Annotated in this window: 15 protein-coding genes; 12 read left to right on the forward strand and 3 right to left on the reverse strand. The window is 41.2% G+C overall.

Features of this window, described 5'->3' with window-relative positions; translation table 11 throughout:
• Nucleotides 1–56: 56 nt before the first annotated feature.
• The 6 genes from HMPREF0833_RS01005 (at nucleotide 57) to alaS (ending at nucleotide 8,002) form a co-directional block, all read left to right on the forward strand.
• Entirely contained in the window at nucleotides 57–1,007 is a 951-nt protein-coding gene (locus tag HMPREF0833_RS01005; protein WP_013903305.1) for a competence protein CoiA, read from the forward strand.
• 72 nt (nucleotides 1,008–1,079) lie between these two features.
• Nucleotides 1,080–2,882 carry an oligoendopeptidase F gene (gene pepF, locus HMPREF0833_RS01010; RefSeq protein ID WP_013903306.1) on the forward strand — a complete coding sequence of 601 codons (1,803 nt, stop codon included), beginning with the start codon at nucleotides 1,080–1,082 and terminating at the stop codon, nucleotides 2,880–2,882.
• A 1-nt stretch (nucleotide 2,883) separates the two neighbouring features.
• Nucleotides 2,884–3,603, forward strand: a complete 720-nt coding sequence (locus HMPREF0833_RS01015) for an O-methyltransferase (protein WP_013903307.1) — start codon at nucleotides 2,884–2,886, stop codon at nucleotides 3,601–3,603.
• Between the two features lie 72 nt (nucleotides 3,604–3,675).
• Complete coding sequence (gene prsA, locus HMPREF0833_RS01020; protein ID WP_013903308.1) at nucleotides 3,676–4,620, forward strand: peptidylprolyl isomerase PrsA; 945 nt, start codon at nucleotides 3,676–3,678, stop codon at nucleotides 4,618–4,620.
• A 253-nt stretch (nucleotides 4,621–4,873) separates the two neighbouring features.
• A complete protein-coding gene (locus HMPREF0833_RS01025; RefSeq protein ID WP_041818133.1) occupies nucleotides 4,874–5,359 on the forward strand; it encodes an LURP-one-related/scramblase family protein in 486 nt (161 codons plus the stop codon).
• 24 nt (nucleotides 5,360–5,383) lie between these two features.
• A complete protein-coding gene (alaS, locus tag HMPREF0833_RS01030; protein ID WP_013903310.1) occupies nucleotides 5,384–8,002 on the forward strand; it encodes an alanine--tRNA ligase in 2,619 nt (872 codons plus the stop codon).
• A gap of 345 nt (nucleotides 8,003–8,347) precedes the next feature.
• On the opposite strand, the gene nrdF is transcribed toward alaS, so the two are convergent.
• From nrdF to nrdH, 3 genes are all read right to left on the reverse strand, one after another.
• Nucleotides 8,348–9,307 (reverse strand): class 1b ribonucleoside-diphosphate reductase subunit beta, encoded by a 960-nt coding sequence (nrdF, locus tag HMPREF0833_RS01035; RefSeq protein WP_003011591.1) that lies wholly within the window; start codon nucleotides 9,305–9,307, stop codon nucleotides 8,348–8,350.
• Between the two features lie 113 nt (nucleotides 9,308–9,420).
• The gene (gene nrdE / locus HMPREF0833_RS01040; RefSeq protein ID WP_013903312.1) at nucleotides 9,421–11,580 is read right to left on the reverse strand and encodes a class 1b ribonucleoside-diphosphate reductase subunit alpha; all 2,160 of its coding nucleotides are present in this window, start codon (nucleotides 11,578–11,580) and stop codon (nucleotides 9,421–9,423) included.
• A gap of 114 nt (nucleotides 11,581–11,694) precedes the next feature.
• The gene (gene nrdH / locus HMPREF0833_RS01045) at nucleotides 11,695–11,913 is read right to left on the reverse strand and encodes a glutaredoxin-like protein NrdH (RefSeq protein ID WP_003017768.1); all 219 of its coding nucleotides are present in this window, start codon (nucleotides 11,911–11,913) and stop codon (nucleotides 11,695–11,697) included.
• Between the two features lie 474 nt (nucleotides 11,914–12,387).
• Between nrdH and HMPREF0833_RS01050 the strand changes: the two genes are divergently transcribed.
• The 6 genes from HMPREF0833_RS01050 to glgA all read left to right on the forward strand — a co-directional run bounded on the left by HMPREF0833_RS01050 (nucleotide 12,388) and on the right by glgA (nucleotide 20,387).
• Nucleotides 12,388–12,651, forward strand: coding sequence for a phosphocarrier protein HPr (locus HMPREF0833_RS01050; protein ID WP_003006411.1), 264 nt, complete (start codon nucleotides 12,388–12,390; stop codon nucleotides 12,649–12,651).
• Nucleotides 12,652–12,654: 3 nt separating this feature from the next.
• A complete protein-coding gene (gene ptsP, locus HMPREF0833_RS01055; protein WP_013903313.1) occupies nucleotides 12,655–14,388 on the forward strand; it encodes a phosphoenolpyruvate--protein phosphotransferase in 1,734 nt (577 codons plus the stop codon).
• A 345-nt stretch (nucleotides 14,389–14,733) separates the two neighbouring features.
• Nucleotides 14,734–16,641 (forward strand): 1,4-alpha-glucan branching protein GlgB, encoded by a 1,908-nt coding sequence (gene glgB, locus HMPREF0833_RS01060; protein ID WP_013903314.1) that lies wholly within the window; start codon nucleotides 14,734–14,736, stop codon nucleotides 16,639–16,641.
• 50 nt (nucleotides 16,642–16,691) lie between these two features.
• On the forward strand, nucleotides 16,692–17,834 hold the full coding sequence (locus HMPREF0833_RS01065) for a glucose-1-phosphate adenylyltransferase (RefSeq protein ID WP_013903315.1): 1,143 nt from the start codon (nucleotides 16,692–16,694) through the stop codon (nucleotides 17,832–17,834).
• The gene (gene glgD / locus HMPREF0833_RS01070) at nucleotides 17,824–18,960 is read left to right on the forward strand and encodes a glucose-1-phosphate adenylyltransferase subunit GlgD (protein WP_013903316.1); all 1,137 of its coding nucleotides are present in this window, start codon (nucleotides 17,824–17,826) and stop codon (nucleotides 18,958–18,960) included. Before HMPREF0833_RS01065 ends, glgD begins: the two co-directional genes overlap by 11 nt.
• A complete protein-coding gene (gene glgA, locus HMPREF0833_RS01075; protein WP_013903317.1) occupies nucleotides 18,960–20,387 on the forward strand; it encodes a glycogen synthase GlgA in 1,428 nt (475 codons plus the stop codon). Before glgD ends, glgA begins: the two co-directional genes overlap by 1 nt.
• Nucleotides 20,388–20,389 lie beyond the last annotated feature (2 nt).

Genomic DNA, 20,389 nt, shown 5'->3' on the forward strand with positions numbered 1-20,389 from the left:
AATTTCCAGCCTTTTTCTTATTTTTTTTCGAATGATATAGATGAGGAGGTGGGGCTATGTTTATTGCCATGGATAACAATCAACAGAGGTGGAACTGTATCAAGGAGGTCCCACCTACAACAGCTGGTCCTTTCTATTGCTTGGCTTGTCACAGTCAAGTGCGTCTAAAAAATGGCTCGGTTCTACGGGCTCATTTTGCTCATGTAGAATTACAGCATTGTCCCTATCATCACGAAGCTGAGAGTTTTGAACATCTGGAATTGAAAGCCAGTCTTTATGATTGGGCCTCTAAGGAGTCTAAAACAGAGGTAGAAAGTTATTTAGCAGACTTTCAACAAATTGCCGATCTTTTGGTAGTAGACAAGAACTTAGCTTTGGAAGTGCAGTGTAGCTCCTTATCTTTAGAACGCTTGAAGGAGAGAAGCGATGCTTATCGATCCCACGGTTACCAGGTCTATTGGTTACTTGGTAAAAAGTTGTGGCTCAAGGAAAGACTAACAAAACTGCAGGCTGGCTTTCTTTATTTTAGTCAGAATCGAGGTTTTCATCTTTGGGAATTGGATCTGGCAAAGAAAGAGCTACGTTTACAATACCTCATTCATGAGGATTTACGAGGGCGATTGCATTATCAAACAGAAATTTTCCCTTTTGGTCAAAGGTCTTTACTGGAAGTCTTACGGACCCCTTATCTTTCGCAATCCATGCAACAAATGGCAGTCGAGCTCGATCGGACATTTTTAACGTATATACAGCAGCAACTCTTTTATCGTCACCCAAAGTGGATGAGGTTTCAGGAAGAACTCTATTTGCAGGGACACCATCTACTGGAACTAGGCTTGGATTTCTTTTATCCTCTTTGTCGTCCGATCCTTTCACAGAACTTACTCCAAATTGAAGAGGATGTAGAAGGTTACTACCAGCAATTTATGGCCTATTATCAGTCGCAAGGGATCCAACCTGTTCAGATCCTCTATCCTCCACGTTTTTATGCTCAACAGAAAAGCTAACTTTCTAAGATAGAAATCCTCCCGAAATGTTCATTTTTATGCTAAAATAGTACCATTGGAGGATTAATCGAAATGGTAAAACAACGTAATGAAATTGATGAAAAATACCAATGGGATTTGTCGACAATTTTTGCGACAGATCAAGCTTGGGAAGAAGAAGCAGCTAGCTTAGCTGCAGATATTAAAGCAGCAAGCCACTATGCTGGCCATTTGTTGGATTCAGCACAAACGCTTTTGGAGACAACCAATGCTTATTTGGAATTGAGCCGTCGCTTAGAAAAGGTCTATGTCTATGCTCATATGAAAAATGACCAAGATACACGAGTGGCTAAATACCAAGAATACCAATCAAAAGGGATGTCTCTTTATAGCTTGTTAGGTGAAACCTTTGCCTTCTATGAGCCTGAATTCATGGCCATTACGGATGAGCAATACAAGGCCTTTGTGAGTGAAGTTCCAGCCTTGGAACAATATGGTCATTATTTTGATCGTTTGCTAGAGAAAAAAGAACATGTCTTGTCTCAAAAAGAAGAGGAATTACTTGCAGGAGCTGGTGAGATCTTTGCGGCTGGTGGTGAAACTTTTGAAATCTTGGACAATGCAGATATTGTTTTCCCTACTGTACATGATGACAAGGGCGAAGAAGTTCAATTAACACATGGAAACTATATTTCTTTGGTAGAATCAAAAGATCGTGCCGTTCGTAAAGAAGCTTACGAAGGTCTCTACAAGGTCTATGAACAGTACCAACATACCTATGCTAAAACCTTGCAAACCAATGTAAAAGTTCACAACTTTAATGCTAAAGTTCGCAAATTCTCTTCTGCCCGTGAAGCGGCCCTTTCTGAAAACTTTGTGCCAGAAAGTGTTTATGATAGCTTGGTAACAGCTGTGAACAAACACTTGCCACTCTTGCAACGCTATGTACAATTGCGTTCAAAAATTCTAGGTATCTCAGACTTGAAGATGTACGATATGTATACGCCATTATCAGATACAGACTACAAGTTTACCTATGAAGAATCATTGGCTAAAGCAGAAGAAGTCTTGGCTGTTTTGGGGGAGGACTATCTTTCTCGTGTGAAACGTGCCTTTAGCGAACGGTGGATTGATGTGCATGTCAACCAAGGGAAACGCTCAGGTGCCTATTCAGGTGGTTCTTATGATACCAATGCTTTCATGTTGTTAAACTGGCAAGATACATTGGATAATCTCTTCACCTTGGTGCATGAAACTGGTCACAGTATGCATTCTAGCTATACCCGTGAAACCCAACCTTATGTCTATGGGGACTACTCAATTTTCCTTGCTGAAATCGCCTCTACAACCAATGAAAATATCTTGACTGAACGTCTGTTAGAAGAAGTAGAAGATGATGCAACTCGTTTTGCTATTTTGAATCACTTCTTGGATGGCTTCCGTGGAACGGTCTTCCGTCAAACCCAGTTTGCCGAATTTGAGCATGCCATTCATAAAGCAGACCAAGAAGGTACCGTTTTGACTAGTGAGTTCTTGAACAACCTTTATGCAGAGCTCAATGAAAAATACTATGGTCTTTCAAAAGAAGACAACCCTGAGATCCAATATGAATGGGCTCGGATTCCTCACTTCTACTATAACTACTATGTCTTCCAATATTCAACTGGTTTTGCAGCAGCTTCAGCCTTAGCTGAAAAAATTGTTCATGGAACCCAGGAGGATCGTGATAAATATATCGACTACTTGAAGGCTGGAAACTCTGATTATCCACTAAATGTCATCCGCAAAGCAGGTGTGGATATGGAAAAAGAAGACTATTTGGACGCAGCCTTTGCAGTCTTTGAACGTCGTTTGAATGAATTTGAAGCCCTAGTAGAAAAATTAGGACTCGCATAAGATGGTAGAGTCTTATAGTAAAAATGCCAACCACAATATGCGCCGTCCAGTGGTAAAAGATGAGATCGTTGACTTTATGCGTACGCGTCAAAAACCGGTAGCGGGTGCCCTAAAGGAATTAGAAGCATTCGCTCGCAAGGAAAATATTCCCATCATCCCGCATGAAACGGTAGCATACTTTAGACTACTCCTACAAGCCCTACAACCAAAGAAAATCCTTGAAATTGGGACAGCAATTGGGTTTTCGGCGCTCTTAATGGCTGAAAATGCTCCCAATGCACAAATTACTACCATTGATCGTAACGAAGAAATGATTGACTTTGCCAAGAAAAATCTAGCTAAATACGATCTGAGAAAGCAAATTACCTTGCTTGAAGGAGATGCGGTAGATGTCTTGCGGGATTTAACAGAGACCTATGACTTTGTCTTTATGGACTCTGCTAAGTCTAAGTACATCGTCTTTTTGCCACGAATTCTCGAACTCTTAGAAGTTGGGGGAGTCGTAGTATTGGATGATATTTTCCAAGGAGGAGATGTTGCCAAAGACATCATGGAAGTTCGTCGTGGGCAACGGACCATTTATCGAGGTCTTCAAAACCTCTTTAACGCGACTCTCAACCATCCAGATTTGACAGCTAGCTTGGTGCCACTTGGAGACGGTATTTTGATGATTCGTAAAAATGCAGAGACGGTAACCTTGCCAGATCCTAGCTCTTTTTAGGTAAATTTAAGGTATTCTCTCTAATTTGTGGTAAAATAGAGGAAGTTTAAAAAGGAACGGAGAGTAATTTTCATGAAGAAAAAACTTGTAGCAGGTGCTGTGACCTTGCTATCAGTCGTAACATTAGCAGCCTGTGCCAATAGCACAAACAAAGATGTCGTGACCATGAAAGGGGACACGATCACGGTTTCAGATTTCTATGATGAAATCAAATCAAACCAAGGAGCCCAACAAGTTCTTTTCCAAATGACTATCAATAAAGTTTTTGAAAAAGAATATGGATCAAAAATTTCTGATAAAGAAGTCGATAAAGAATTGGCTAAACAAAAGAAACAATTGGGCAACCAATTTGATGCTTACTTGGCGCAACAAGGCTTGACGGAAGAAACAGCGAAGAAACAAATCCGTAGCAATATGTTGTTGGAATATGCAGTTAGCCAAGCTGCTAAGAAAGATATCAAAGAGTCAGACTACAAGACAGCTTTTGAATCTTATACACCTGAGGTAACAGCACAAATTATCAAGTTGGATTCTGAAGACAAAGCAAAAGAAGTATTGGAAGCAGCTAAAGCGGAAGGTGCAGACTTTGCCAAAATTGCAAAAGATAATTCAACAGATACCGCTACAAAAGACAAAGGTGGTGAAGTCAAGTTCGATTCAGGAACAGCAGATATCCCATCTCAAGTCAAAGAAGCAGCCTTTAAGTTGGATGAAAACGGCATTTCAGATGTGATCACAGTATCAGCAGGTCAAAACTACTCAGCTAGCTACTATATTGTCAAATTGAATAAGAAGACAGAAAAAGGTTCGGACTGGAAGAAATACGAAAAACGTTTGAAAGAGATCATTATTGAAGGTCGTAAGCAAGATACTAATTACATCCGTAGTATTATAGCTAAAGCGATGACCAATGCCAATATTAAGGTTAAAGATGATGCCTTCAAATCTACTTTCAACCAATATTTGCAAAATATCGGTGTTGAAACAAGTGATAGTAGCTCATCATCTAAAAAATAGTTGACGGTTCCTTTTGGAACTTGTATAATGAAATAGTTGAGAATGAATCATTGTTACTCGGAATCAGAGAAGTGGCGGGGGTGCGAGCCATGGAAGAGAAATGATTTTGCTACTCAGCTGAGACAATTGCATATGAAAATAAGAATGACAAGTTCATTGAATGAAGGTGGTACCGCGGTTTTTCGCCCTTCGTTTGGTGACTTGTCTTTTGTTTGCGGACAGTTGTCAGAAGCTTTTTAAAGGAGATCAAAAGATGCGAACCTATCAAGTGAAACAAAAATTTCGATTGGGTGGCGAGCGGTTCGATATCAAAGATGAGTTGGGAAATGTTGAATACCAGGTTGAGGGATCTTTTCTTAAGATTCCCAAGACTTTTACCATCTATGATAAGAATGGACAAGAAGTGAGCCACATTACTAAAAAACCAATCAGCCTTCTTCCTAAGTTTGTGGTTGAGTTGAAGGATGGGGACAGCTTTTTTATCCATAAAAAGCTGACGCTCTTCAGGGATAGGTACGATATCGAAGATTTGGGACTGCGGGTACAAGGAAATATCTGGGACCTAGAATTCAAATTATTCGATGATCGGGATCAAATCGTCGCTGAGATTAGCAAGGAACTCTTTCATCTAACCTCTACCTACCAAGTATCGGTGTATGAGGATGAATACGCTGATTTAGTCATCTCACTTTGTGTCGCCATCGATTATGTCGAAATGTTAGAAGCTGGCGCAAATTAATCTTAAAAAAATTAGGAGACAAATATGAAACAATTATCTAGTGCACAAGTCCGTCAAATGTGGCTTGATTTCTGGGCAAGCAAAGGCCACTCTGTAGAACCATCTGTTAGCTTGGTTCCTGTAAACGACCCAACGCTTTTATGGATCAACTCAGGGGTTGCCACTCTTAAGAAATACTTCGATGGAACCATCAAACCTGAAAATCCACGGATTACCAATGCTCAAAAAGCTATCCGTACCAACGATATCGAAAACGTAGGGAAGACTGCTCGTCACCATACCATGTTTGAAATGTTGGGGAACTTCTCTATCGGAGATTACTTCCGTGATGAAGCCATTACGTGGGCTTATGAGCTTTTGACAAGTCCGGAATGGTTTGACTTCCCCAAAGACAAACTTTACATGACCTATTACCCTGACGACAAGGATTCATACAACCGTTGGATTGCTGTTGGTGTGGATCCAAGTCACTTGATTCCAATCGAAGACAACTTCTGGGAAATCGGTGCGGGACCTTCTGGACCAGATACAGAAATCTTCTTTGACCGTGGAGAAGCCTTTGACCCTGAAAATATCGGTCTTCGTCTGCTTGCAGAAGATATCGAAAACGACCGTTACATCGAAATTTGGAACATTGTCTTGTCACAATTTAACGCTGACCCTGCTGTTCCTCGTAGCGAATACAAGGAATTGCCACACAAGAACATTGATACGGGCGCAGGTTTGGAACGTTTGGTAGCCGTTATCCAAGGGGCGAAAACAAACTTTGAAACTGACCTCTTCATGCCGATCATCCGTGAAGTGGAAAAGATGTCTGGTAAAACCTATGATCCAGATGGCGACAACATGAGCTTCAAGGTGATTGCTGACCACATCCGTTCGCTTTCATTTGCGATTGGAGATGGAGCTCTTCCTGGTAATGAAGGACGCGGCTACGTTCTTCGTCGTCTCCTTCGCCGTGCTTCCATGCATGGTCAAAAATTGGGGATTGAAGGAACCTTCTTGTATAAATTGGTTCCAACCGTTGGGAAGATCATGGAAAGTTACTACCCAGAAGTACTTGAAAAACAAGACTTCATCGAGAAAATTATCAAGAGTGAAGAAGAATCGTTTGCTCGTACTTTGAATTCTGGTCAACACTTTGCTCAAACCATCGTTGAAGACTTGAAAGCCAAAGGTCAAACAGTGATTGCTGGTCAAGATGTCTTTAAACTTTATGATACATACGGATTCCCAGTAGAATTGACAGAAGAAATCGCTGAAGAAGCTGGAATGACAGTCGATCGTGACGGTTTTGAAGCGGCTATGAAGGAACAACAAGAACGGGCGCGTGCATCTGCTGTCAAAGGTGGATCCATGGGGATGCAAAATGAAACCCTTCAAAACATTACAGTTGAAAGTAGCTTCAACTACAATGCCAGCCAATTGCCTTCTAAGTTGGTGGCTATCGTAGCGGACAATGCAGAAGTAGAAGCTGTATCTGAAGGGACTGCATCACTGATCTTTGCAGAAACTCCATTCTACGCTGAAATGGGTGGACAAGTTGCGGACCATGGTCAAATCTTGGATGCTGCAGGAAATGTCGTTGCTACAGTAACAGATGTTCAAAAAGCACCAAATGGACAACCACTTCATACTGTTGAAGTTCTTGCCCCTCTTGCCTTGAACCAAGAATACACCTTGGCTATTGATACCAATCGTCGTCATCGTGTCATGAAGAACCACACAGCCACTCACTTGCTCCATGCGGCTCTTCACAATATCCTTGGTAACCACGCAACCCAAGCAGGATCTCTCAACGAGGTAGAATTCCTTCGCTTTGACTTCACTCACTTCCAAGCCGTAACTCCTGAAGAATTGCGCGCTATTGAACAACAAGTCAATGAAAAGATTTGGGAAGCGATCGCAGTCGAAACGATTGAAACAGATATCGATACTGCTAAAGAAATGGGAGCCATGGCCCTCTTTGGTGAGAAATACGGTAAAGAAGTCCGTGTTGTAACCATTGGTGGCTACTCAGTGGAACTCTGTGGTGGTACCCACGTAGGCAATACTTCTGAAATTGGTCTCTTCAAGATTGTCAAAGAAGAAGGGATCGGATCAGGAACTCGTCGTATCTTGGCAGTGACTGGTAAGGAAGCCTTCGAAGCTTACCGTGAACAAGAAGATGCTCTGAAAGCAGTCGCAGCAACCTTGAAAGCACCTCAACTCAAAGAAGTCCCTCATAAGGTGGAAGGTCTTCAAGAACAACTCCGTCAATTGCAAAAAGAAAATGCAGAATTGAAGGAAAAAGCAGCAGCAGCTGCAGCAGGTGATGTCTTCAAGAATGTTCAAGAAGCAAACGGCCACCGTTACATTGCCAGCCAAGTTTCTGTATCAGATGCAGGTGCCCTTCGTACATTTGCCGATAACTGGAAACAAAAAGACTACTCTGATGTACTTGTTCTTGTCGCAGCAATCGGTGATAAGGTAAACGTCCTTGTAGCTAGCAAGACAAAAGAAGTGCATGCAGGTAATGTGATCAAAGAATTGGCTCCAATCGTCGATGGGCGTGGTGGTGGTAAACCAGACATGGCCATGGCAGGAGGAAGCAACCAAGCGAAGATCCAAGAATTGTTGGATGCCGTAGCAGGTAAATTGTAAGAAAGAATAGAAATACCTTAGGGTAAGTATCAGATTGAATTTAAAAGACTACTGATAAAATTTCCTTAGGTGAGTACGGACGTCAGCGAACTTCTACGAAGTTCCATGACTAATTCTTGAGACTAAGGTCTCAAGAATTCCGAGTGCTTGAGACTATTAAGTCTCAGGCACTTTTCTCACGGCGGAAATTTCCAGTATCTATTTGAATGTTTCTGAAAATTAGATGTCAATTATATTTTTTCAGGAATACTTTAATTCTTATTTTTACGGTCTTTACAAGTCCTAAGCGATCATTCTCAAAAAATATCTACAAAAAAACCTTTCCGTCTGGAAAGGTTTTTCTTCTTATAGTCCGTAATTGTAATCGTCATCCTGCATGGCTTCTACTTCACCGAGAAGGTAACCATTTCCGACTTGAGAGAAGAAGTCGTGGTTAGAAGTACCGGTTGAGATTCCGTTCATGACAATTGGGTTAACGTCATCTGCTGAGTCAGGGAAGAGCGGATCTTGTCCCAAGTTCATGAGGGCTTTATTGGCGTTGTAGCGAAGGAAGGTCTTGACTTCCTCTGTCCAGCCCACACCATCATAGAGGCTCTCTGTGTAGCCTTCTTCGTTTTCATAGAGGGTGTAGAGCAGATCATACATCCACTCTTTGAGTTTCTCTTGTTCTTCTTCTGGTAATTCGTTAAATCCAAGTTGGAACTTGTAGCCGATATAGGTTCCGTGAACAGATTCGTCCCGAATGATCAACTTGATGATCTCAGCTACGTTGGCCAATTTGTTGTTTCCAAGATAGTAGAGAGGTGTGAAGAAACCAGAATAGAAGAGGAAGGTTTCAAGGAAGACGCTGGCAACTTTCTTTTCAAGGGGAGTCCCATTGAGGTAGATTTCGTTGATGATTTCTGCTTTCTTTTGAAGGAAAGGATTGGTGTTGGTCCATTCGAAAATCTCTTCGATTTCTGACTTGGTATTCAAGGTCGAAAAGATAGAAGAGTACGACTTAGCATGGACTGATTCCATAAATTGGATGTTGTTAAAGACAGCTTCTTCATGGGGAGTACGAATATCTGCACGAAGAGCCTGAACACCTGTTTCAGATTGCATGGTATCTAAAAGAGTTAATCCCCCAAAGACTTTACCAACTAGGTCTTTTTCTTTATTCGACAACTTTCTCCAGTCGTCCAAGTCGTTTGACAAAGGGATACGCGTATCCAACCAGAATTGCTCTGTCAGTTTTTCCCAGGTCGATTTATCGATGACATCTTCGATCGCATTCCAGTTAATGGCTTTGTAGTATGTTTCCATTTGCATCACTTTCTTTTTCTATTCATTCAATCGTTACTATTCTACCATAAATTGATAGAATACCGCACAAAAAGTCGGCGAACCGACTTTTGATAGCTATCTAGGATAGCGGATTAGATGACACAGCTTTCACATTGGTTGGCGCCAACTTCTCCACCATCATCTGTAAAGGTACGAACGTAGTAGATAGACTTGATACCCTTGTTAAAGGCGTAGTTCCGAAGGATAGACAAGTCACGAGTGGTTTGTTTGTTTTCTGTTTTCCATTCGTAGAGCCCTTTTGGAATGTCGCTACGCATAAAGAGGGTCAGTGAAAGACCTTGATCTACATGCTCAGTTGCAGCAGCATAGACATCGATGACTTTTCGCATATCCATGTCGTAGGCAGAAGTGTAGTAAGGAATCGTTTCCGTTGACAATCCTGCTGCAGGGTAGTAGATCTTACCGATTTTTTTCTCTTGGCGTTCTTCAATCCGCTGTGTAATTGGGTGGATAGAAGCAGATACGTCATTGATGTAGCTGATAGATCCATTTGGTGCGACAGCTAGGCGGTTTTGGTGGTAAAGACCATCTGCTTGAACTTTAGCACGCAGTTCTGCCCAATCCTCTGCACTTGGGATAAAGATATCTTTAAAGAGTTCTTTGACGCGATCAGATTTTGGTACAAATTCTCCAGTCGTGTACTTATCAAAGTAAGTACCGTTGGCATAATCAGATTTTTCGAAGTTGTGGAAGGTAACACCACGTTCGCGCGCGATGTTGTTAGATTCTACGAGAGTCCAGTAGTTCATGAGCATGAAGTAGATACTTGTGAACTCAACAGACTCAGGTGATCCGTATTCAATCAATTGTTGCGCAAGGTAGCTGTGAAGTCCCATAGCTCCAAGTCCGAACGAATGCGCCAGTTTATTTCCGTGGTCAATTGTTGGAACGGCCACGATATGAGAGCTATCTGTAACGAAGGTTAAAGCACGAACCATGGCACGAATCGAACGACCAAAATCAGGTGAAGTCATCATGTTGACCACGTTGGTTGAACCAAGGTTACATGAGACGTCTGTTCCCATTTGAACAAATTCTTGGGCATCGTTGATCAAGCTTGGTTCCTGAACCTGTAGGATCTCTGAACACAAGTTACTCATGATGATTTTCCCATCAACAGGGTTAGCCCGGTTGGCTGTATCAATGTTGACCACATAAGGGTAACCAGATTCTTGTTGCAATTTAGAAATTTCAGTTTCCAAATCACGTGCCTTAATTTTTGTCTTGCGGATATTTGGATTAGCGACTAACTCATCGTATTTTTCAGTGATGTCGATGTAGTTAAATGGTACTCCGTATTCACGTTCCACAGAGTATGGGCTGAAGAGGTACATTTCTTCATTTTTACGAGCCAACTCGTAGAACTTATCTGGCACGACGACACCAAGTGAAAGAGTCTTCACCCGAACTTTTTCATCAGCATTTTCTTTCTTAGTAGACAGGAAGGCGATGATGTCTGGGTGGAAGACGTTGAGGTAAACAACCCCAGCCCCTTGCCGTTGTCCCAATTGGTTAGAGTAAGAGAAGCTATCTTCAAAGAGTTTCATAACAGGTACGACCCCAGAAGCTGCTCCTTCATACCCTTTGATCGGTGCTCCGGCTTCACGAAGGTTGCTGAGGGAAATTCCAACCCCACCACCGATACGAGACAGTTGAAGGGCAGAGTTGATAGAACGTCCGATCGCATTCATATCATCGGTTACTTGGATCAAGAAACATGAAACCAATTCTCCACGGCGGGCACGTCCAGCGTTTAAGAAAGAAGGAGTAGCTGGTTGGTAGCGTTGGTGGATAATTTCGTTTGCGATGTCTCGCGCGATAGCTTCATTTCCATCTGCAAAATAGAGAGCATTGAAGAAGACACGGTCTTCCATGCTTTCAAGATAGTATTCTCCATCATTTGTTTTCAGAGCATATTGGTTATAGAATTTATAGGCCGCCATGAAGGACTTGAATTGGAAGTTTTGGTCTTTGATAAATTGGGCCAATTCCTCTAAAAATTCAGGACGGTATTTCTCGATAAATGCTCTCTCAATGTAATTGTGCTCGAGAAGGTACTGAATCTTGTCTGTAATCGAGTCAAAGGTTTTAGTATTTGGTACAACATTTTCTTTAAAGAAAGCATCCAAAGCTTCTTTATCCTTATGAAGCATGATTTGGCCGTTTACTGGACGGTTGATTTCATTATTAAGACGAAAATACGTCACATCTTCAAGAGATTTTAATCCCATAATAATCCTTTTCTAGTTCAAAAAAATGAAGAGGAGAAGTCCTCTCTTTACAAGTAAAAAGTCTAGTGTTAGGTTGCTAACGCTAGACCTTATTCAAGAAAAATACTGTGTTTATTAAGAAAGTTTCTTCAACTTAGCTGGTTGAAAACCAGAAAATACTTCATCTGGTGTTTGAATAACTGGAGCAGCGTTGAAACCGAGGCTCTTAACATGCTCTACAAATTGTGGCTGTTCGTCTAAGTTAATTTCGCGGTATTCTACGTGATTGCTATCAAGGAATCGCTTCGTCATTTTGCACTGAACACAATTATTTTTTGAATAAATGGTTACCATTTCTTTTCCGTTCTCCTATCGAAATATAAATCTGTAATCAGTATAAACAAATTCCAGTTACTTGTCAACAAAATTTAACTAAATATTGTGCAAAGATATGGAATGGTGTTTTTAGACCACAATATATTGTGGTTTGTAAAGGATGCGTATTTCCAAAAAAGAGGATAGGAATAGGTTTCTAAGCATCTTTAACTAGGAATAATATTCTTATAAATCAATATCCTGTGGTTTGAAAAATAAAATCATTGAAAATAGAGGGAAAATTTGACCTTTTATATAGTAGAAAATTGAAAGGTTGTTTCATATATTCCTAGAAATAGCGTTAAAATGTATTAAAATTGCGATTTTTCGCAGTCTTTTTCTGTAAGTCAGTGATAAAAATCTTGAAAAATATTTCAAAAGATGATATAATACCAAATTGTAAGGGTTATCAAAAGGTAGCTCAAAACTATTTTTTAAAAGGAGAGTCCAATTATGGCTTCTAAAGATTTCCACATTGTGGCAGAAACAGGTATCCACGCACGTCCAGCAACTTTGTTGGTTCAAACTGCAAGTAAATTTGCATCAGACATCACTCTTGAATACAAAGGTAAATCAGTTAACTTGAAATCAATCATGGGTGTTATGAGCCTTGGTGTTGGTCAAGGTGCTGACGTTGTGATTTCTGCCGAAGGTGCTGACGCTGATGATGCTATCGCAGCTATCTCAGAAACAATGACTAAAGAAGGATTGGCTTAAAATATGACAAAAATGCTAAAAGGAATTGCAGCATCTGACGGTGTTGCCGTTGCTAAGGCATATTTGCTCATTCAACCAGACTTATCATTTGAGACAGTTTCAGTCGAAGATACAAGTGCAGAAGAAGCTCGTTTGGATGCAGCTCTTGAAGCTTCACAAAACGAGCTTTCTCTTATTCGGGAGAATGCAGTAGCAAGCCTTGGTGAAGAAGCAGCGCAAGTTTTTGATGCGCATATGATGGTTCTCGCTGACCCTGAAATGGTTGGTCAGATCAAAGAAACGATTCGTACAAAAAAAATCAATGCAGAAGCAGGCTTAAAAGAAGTCACTGACATGTTCATTGCGATCTTTGAAGGAATGGAAGACAATCCTTACATGCAAGAACGTGCAGCGGATATTCGTGACGTTACAAAACGTGTGCTTGCTAACTTGCTTGGTAAGAAATTGCCTAACCCTGCTTCTATCAATGAAGAAGCAATCGTGGTAGCGCATGACTTGACACCATCTGATACAGCTCAGTTGAACAAAAAGTACGTAAAAGCCTTTGTTACTAACATCGGTGGACGTACCAGTCACTCAGCTATCATGGCGCGTACACTTGAAATTGCAGCCGTTCTCGGTACAAACAATATTACAGAACTTGTCAAAGATGGCGATGTTTTGGCTGTTTCAGGGATCACTGGTGAAGTGGTGATCAACCCTACTGAAGAACAAATCGCAGAGTTCAAAGCAGCTGGTGAAGCTTACGCGAAACAAAAAGCTGAATGGGCTCTCCTTAAAGATGCTCAAACAGTTACTGCCGATGGAAAACATTTCGAATTGGCTGCTAACATCGGTACACCTAAAGACGTTGAAGGTGTAAATGATAACGGTGCAGAAGCTGTTGGTCTCTACCGTACAGAATTCTTGTACATGGATTCTCAAGACTTCCCAACTGAAGATGATCAATACGAAGCATACAAAGCTGTTCTTGAAGGTATGAACGGTAAACCTGTTGTCGTTCGTACAATGGATATCGGTGGAGATAAAGAACTCCCTTACTTCGATCTTCCTAAAGAAATGAACCCATTCTTAGGTTTCCGTGCTTTGCGTATCTCTATTTCTGAGACAGGTAACCAAATGTTCCGTACACAATTGCGTGCTTTACTTCGTGCATCTGTTCACGGTAAATTGCGGATTATGTTCCCAATGGTTGCTTTGTTGACTGAGTTCCGTACTGCTAAAGGAATTCTCGAGGAAGAAAAAGCGAAATTGGTTGCTGAAGGGGTAGCGGTTGCAGATGATATCCAAGTAGGTATCATGATTGAAATTCCAGCTGCGGCAATGCTTGCTGATCAATTTGCTAAAGAAGTTGATTTCTTCTCAATTGGTACAAACGACCTGATCCAATACACAATGGCTGCTGACCGTATGAACGAACAAGTTTCATACCTTTACCAACCATATAACCCATCTATCCTTCGCTTGATCAACAATGTGATCAAAGCGGCTCACGCTGAAGGTAAATGGGCTGGTATGTGTGGTGAAATGGCCGGTGACCAAACTGCTGTTCCACTTCTTGTCGGAATGGGCTTGGATGAGTTCTCTATGTCAGCTACATCTGTCCTTCGTACACGTAGCTTGATGAAGAAATTGGACACTGCTAAAATGCAAGAATACGCTAACCGTGCTCTGACTGAATGTTCAACAATGGAAGAAGTTCTTGAACTTTCAAAAGAATATGTGAATGTAGACTAAGAGTCGAACAAGACTAAGACAATTCTGTCTTAGTCTTTTCTTATATGATTTTTTCTAATGAAACAAGAGAAATGTTTGTTTTTATTCGTAATCAACTAGCTAGTAATAAAAATATTAGAAGGGTTGTTCGGTTTTTTGTTTGAAATCCCTAAGATATATAGTATAATCATAAGTAAGATTAGGAGGAAAACGAAGAGAACAAAGAAAAAGTTCGGGATAGAAAATGACAAAAATTTTCCTGATAATTTTACATGATTTTACAGGAATAAGCTTGAAAATTAAGTGATTTTATAGTAAAATAAAAACACGTAGAAAACGCTTTCAAAAATATAAAGAGGTGAGTTTATGGATAGAAGCACAGACTTATGGACGTTTGGAAGAGGGGATAATTTCCGTCTTCAAGAGTACTTAGGAGCTCACAAAGAGTTCGAAGGAGATCAAGAAGGTTACACCTTCCGTGTATGGGCTCCAAATGCACAGGCTGTTGATCTGATTGGTGATTTCACTGATTGGGAAGCCCGTAGAATTCCAATGGTTCGTAATGAAGGAGGCGTCTGGGAAGTCTTCTGTCCCGATGCAAAAGAGGGAGATATATACAAGTACTTGGTGACGCGACAAAATGGTCATCAGGTACAAAAAATTGATCCTCTAGCGTTATGGATGGAAAAGAGACCCAATACAGGATCTATTATTAAGACCATCCCAGAGAAAAACTGGAAAGATGGTCTTTGGAGGGCACGCCGTAAAAAGCTTGGTTTTAAGGAACGACCTGTTAATATCTATGAGGTGCACGCAGGATCGTGGAAACGAAATGAAGATCACAGTTCCTATACCTTTAAACAACTAAAAGAAGAACTGATTCCTTATCTAGTTGAGATGAACTACACTCACGTGGAATTTATGCCAGTTATGGCCCACCCATTGGGACTGAGCTGGGGATATCAGCTCATGGGTTATTTTGCACTCGAACAGACTTATGGTAGTCCAGAAGAGTTTCAAGACTTCGTGGAAGAATGTCATCTCAATAATATCGGTGTTATCGTGGATTGGGTACCTGGTCATTTCATTATCAATGATGATGCCTTGGCTTATTATGATGGAACACCAACTTTTGAGTATCAGGATGAACATCGGGCCCATAACTATGGTTGGGGAGCTTTGAACTTCGATTTAGGAAAAAATCAAGTACAATCATTCTTGATTTCTAGTTTGAAGTTTTGGATTGACACCTATCATTTAGATGGAATTCGGGTTGATGCCGTGAGCAATATGCTCTATCTTGATTACGATAGCGGTCCATGGACACCAAATATTGATGGGGGAAACCTCAACTATGAAGGGGTTCATTTCCTCAGACGTTTGAATGCGATTATCAAGAACGAACACCCAGATGTTATGATGATTGCAGAAGAAAGTTCTGCTGGTCAAAAGGTCACAGGCCCTGAAGAAGAAGGTGGTCTTGGTTTTGACTATAAATGGAATATGGGTTGGATGAATGATATTCTCCGATTCTATGAGGAAGACCCGGTCTACAGGAAATTTGACTTTAATCTGGTAACCTTTAGTTATATGTATGCATTTTCTGAAAATTTCCTTCTTCCGTTTTCACATGATGAAGTAGTGCATGGCAAGAAGAGTTTGATGCACAAGATGTGGGGAGATCGTTACAATCAATTTGCTGGACTCCGTAACCTTTTGACCTATCAGATTTGCCATCCAGGAAAAAAATTACTCTTTATGGGTTCGGAATTTGGTCAATTTTTGGAATGGAAGTCAGAAGAGCAACTGGAATGGGGCAATCTAGAGGATGAAATGAACGCCAAGATGCGTCGTTTCACTTCTCAGCTCAATCATTTCTACAAGGAACACAAGGAATTGTGGGAGATTGATGATAGCTTTGATGGCTTAGAGATTATTGATGCAGATAACCGGGATCAGAGCGTCTTGTCTATGGTCCGGAAAAATCGTAAGGGCGATCTTTTGGTGTGCGTTTTCAATATGGCACCAGTAGAACGCAAGGACTTTACGATTGGTGTGCCTGTATCAGCGGTCTATGAAGAAATTTGGAATACAGAATTAGAAGAATGGGGAGGTGTCTGGAAAGAGCACAATCCGACAGTTCAGTCTCAAGAGGGACTGTGGAAGGATTATGAACAAACCTTGACCTTTACTTTGCCGGCTTTAGGTGCTAGCATTTGGAAGGTGAAACGCAAGGTGCGTAAGACAAAATCTAAAACATCAGATAAGAAATGACGATCGGTTGACTCTATGGGAGTCCAGGCTTTAAAAAGAGGAAGTAGTCAATGAAGAATGAAATGCTCGCTTTAATTCTTGCCGGTGGGCAAGGAACACGTCTTGGAAAATTAACCAAAAACATCGCAAAACCTGCGGTTCAATTTGGTGGGCGCTATCGGATTATCGATTTTGCGCTATCAAACTGTGCCAACTCAGGAATTCACAATGTTGGTGTGATTACACAGTACCAGCCACTTGCCCTTAACAGCCATATTGGGAATGGTTCCAGCTGGGGTTTGGATGGAATCAATACGGGTGTGTCTATTCTCCAACCTTATTCAGCTAGTGAAGGAAATCGTTGGTTTGAAGGAACTAGCCATGCTATCCTCCAAAACATCGACTATATCGATAGCATCAATCCGGAATATGTCTTGATTTTATCTGGGGACCACATCTATAAGATGGATTACGATGATATGCTTCAAGCGCACAAGGATAATAATGCAAGCTTGACTGTTGCCGTCCTAGATGTACCTTTGAAGGAAGCAAGCCGTTTTGGAATCATGAATACAGATGCCAATAATCGGATTGTCGAATTTGAAGAAAAACCAGCTGAACCAAAATCTACCAAGGCTTCCATGGGGATTTACATCTTTGACTGGGCTCGTCTGCGCAATATGTTGATTGCTGCTGAAAAGAGTGATATCGATATGTCAGACTTCGGTAAAAATGTCATTCCAACTTATCTAGAATCAGGCGAAAGTGTTTATGCTTATGAATTCAATGGTTATTGGAAAGACGTTGGTACGATTGAGTCTCTTTGGGAAGCCAATATGGAATATATCGATCCAAATAATGCCTTGGATAGTCGCGATCGTCACTGGAAAATCTATTCACGCAACCTCATTTCTCCACCGAACTTCTTTGGGGAACATGGCCACGTCGAAGATTCTCTTGTCGTCGACGGTTGTTCGGTAGACGGTACAGTCAAACACTCCATCTTATCAACAGAAGCTCAAGTTCGTGAAGGAGCAGTTGTCGAAGATGCTGTCGTGATGAGCAATGCCATAATCGGTAAAGGAGCTGTCGTGAAACGCGCGATTATCGGGGAAGGTGCAGTCATTGCAGAAGGTGTCGTGATTGATGGAACAGAGGAAGTACAAGTTGTCGGTTACAATGAAAAAGTGGGGGTAGCAACAGATGAAGATTGATAAATATTCAGCCATTTTAGGAAATACAGTTGGGTATCATGATATGTCCACTTTGACTAGCCATCGTCCGGTAGCATCCCTACCGTTTGATGGGAAATACCGCTTAATCGACTTCCCATTGTCTAGTCTTGCAAATGCTGGTATTCGTAGTGTTTTTGGGATTTTCCAACAAGAAAATATTAGTTCGGTCTTTGACCATATTCGTTCAGGTCGTGAGTGGGGCTTGTCTACTTTATTGAGCCACTATTACCTCGGAATCTATAATACTCCAGTTGAAAATACAACGGTAGGGCCAGAATACTACCAACAATTATTGACCTACTTGAAACGGTCTGGTTCTAACCAAACAGTTGCTTTGAACTGTGATGTATTAATGAATATTGACCTCAATCAGATTTTCCACCTTCATAATACCATTGATCGTCCGATTACAGTGGTTTATAAAAAGTTGCATCTTCAAAATATCTCTGAAGTGAATGCTGTCTTGGAAATTGATGAAACAGACCATGTTACAGAGCAAAAACTTTTTGATGGCAAGGATCCTGATGAAGTATACAACATGTCAACAGATGTCTTTATTGTGGATACTCCTTGGTTGATTGAAAAAATAGAAGAAGAAGCTAAGAAAGAATACCCACAAAAATTGCGCTATATCTTGCGTGATTTGGCGGTGGAATACAATGCTTTTGCTTTTGAATATACAGGCTACCTAGCAAATATTCACTCAGTTGAATCCTATTATCAAGCAAACTTGGATATGTTGGAAAACCAAAAATTCATGAAGCTCTTTTCACCAAATCAAAAGGTGTATACAAAAGTGAAGAATGAAGAGCCGACTTATTATTCCAAGACTTCAAATATCAAATCGTCCCAATTTGCTTCTGGTAGTATTGTAGAAGGAACCGTTGAACGCTCTGTTGTTTCACGCCGGGTACACCTTCATCAAGGTTCAGAAGTCCGTAGTAGTCTTCTTTTCCCTGGTGTTGTAATTCATGAAAATGCAATCGTCGAACATGCCATCCTGGATAAGGGGGCCGAAGTGGCTGCTGGTGTGACGATTCGTGGGACAGAAGAAGCACCTGTCGTGGTTAAAAAAGGAACGATTGTTACAGAGGATATTGTCTAATGAAACTATTATTTGTTGCAGCTGAAGGAGCACCGTTTTCTAAAACAGGGGGGTTGGGAGACGTCATTGGCGCTCTTCCTAAATCCTTAGCTAAAAGTGGTCATGATGTGCGCGTGATCCTCCCATACTATGATATGGTAGAGGCCAAGTTTGGAGATCAAATCGAAGATGTCTTGCATTTTGAGACCAAAGTTGGCTGGAGAAGTCAATATGTTGGTGTGAAACGCATTGTGCGCGATGGAGTCACCTTTTACTTTATTGATAACCAACACTATTTCTTTAGAGGCCATGTGTATGGTGACTTTGATGATGGCGAACGCTTTGCCTTCTTCCAGCTTGCGGCCTTAGAAACGATGGAACGGGTTGACTTCATTCCAGATGTTCTTCATGCACATGATTACCATACAGCGATGATTCCTTTCTTGCTTAAGGAGAAATACCGTTGGATTCAAGCTTATCATGGGATTAAGACAGTATTGACCATCCATAATTTGGAATTCCAAGGTCAGTTTGACCCAGGAATGTTATGGGATCTATTCGGAGTGGGATTTGAACGCTATGCAGACGGAACGCTTCGGTGGAATGATTGCCTGAATTGGATGAAAGCCGGCATTCTATATGCTGACCGTGTGACAACCGTATCTCCTAGTTATGCACATGAGATTATGACTTCTGAATATGGTTGTGGCTTGGATCAGATCCTTCGGATGGAGTCTGGCAAGGTGACCGGTATTGTTAACGGGATTGATGCGGATCTATATAATCCTGAAACTGATCCGCTTCTGACGTATCACTTCAGTCTCTCAGATCTTTCAGGTAAAGCAGCTAGTAAACGAGCTCTTCAAGAACGTGTCGGTCTACCCGTTCGCGATGATGTACCTTTGTTTGGGATCGTCTCTCGTTTGACACGCCAAAAAGGTTTTGATGTTGTGGTAGAAGAGTTGCATCAACTCTTGCAAAAGGATATTCAGATTGTCTTGCTCGGTACAGGAGATCCTGGATTTGAAAATGCCTTTGCTTGGTTCGGTCAAGCCTACTCAGATAAACTTTCAGCTAATATCACATTTGATGTCCAATTGGCCCAAGAAATCTATGCAGCGTCAGATGTCTTCTTGATGCCAAGCCGCTTTGAACCGTGTGGTCTTTCTCAAATGATGGCCATGCGTTATGGAACCCTTCCTTTGGTGCATGAAGTCGGCGGACTTCGAGATACGGTTCAACCGTATAATGTTGTTGATGGAAGTGGAACAGGCTTTAGCTTCAATAATTTGTCTGGCTATTGGTTTAACTGGGCAGTTGATGAAGCTTTGGCTGTCTACTACAAAGACAAACAGGCTTGGTATGGTCTGCAAGAGCAAGCTATGACTCGTGACTTCTCATGGGATACGGCTAGTCAACGATACAATGATTTGTACCAATCCTTATAAAT

This window comes from Streptococcus parasanguinis ATCC 15912 (genome assembly GCF_000164675.2).
Taxonomy (GTDB): domain Bacteria; phylum Bacillota; class Bacilli; order Lactobacillales; family Streptococcaceae; genus Streptococcus; species Streptococcus parasanguinis.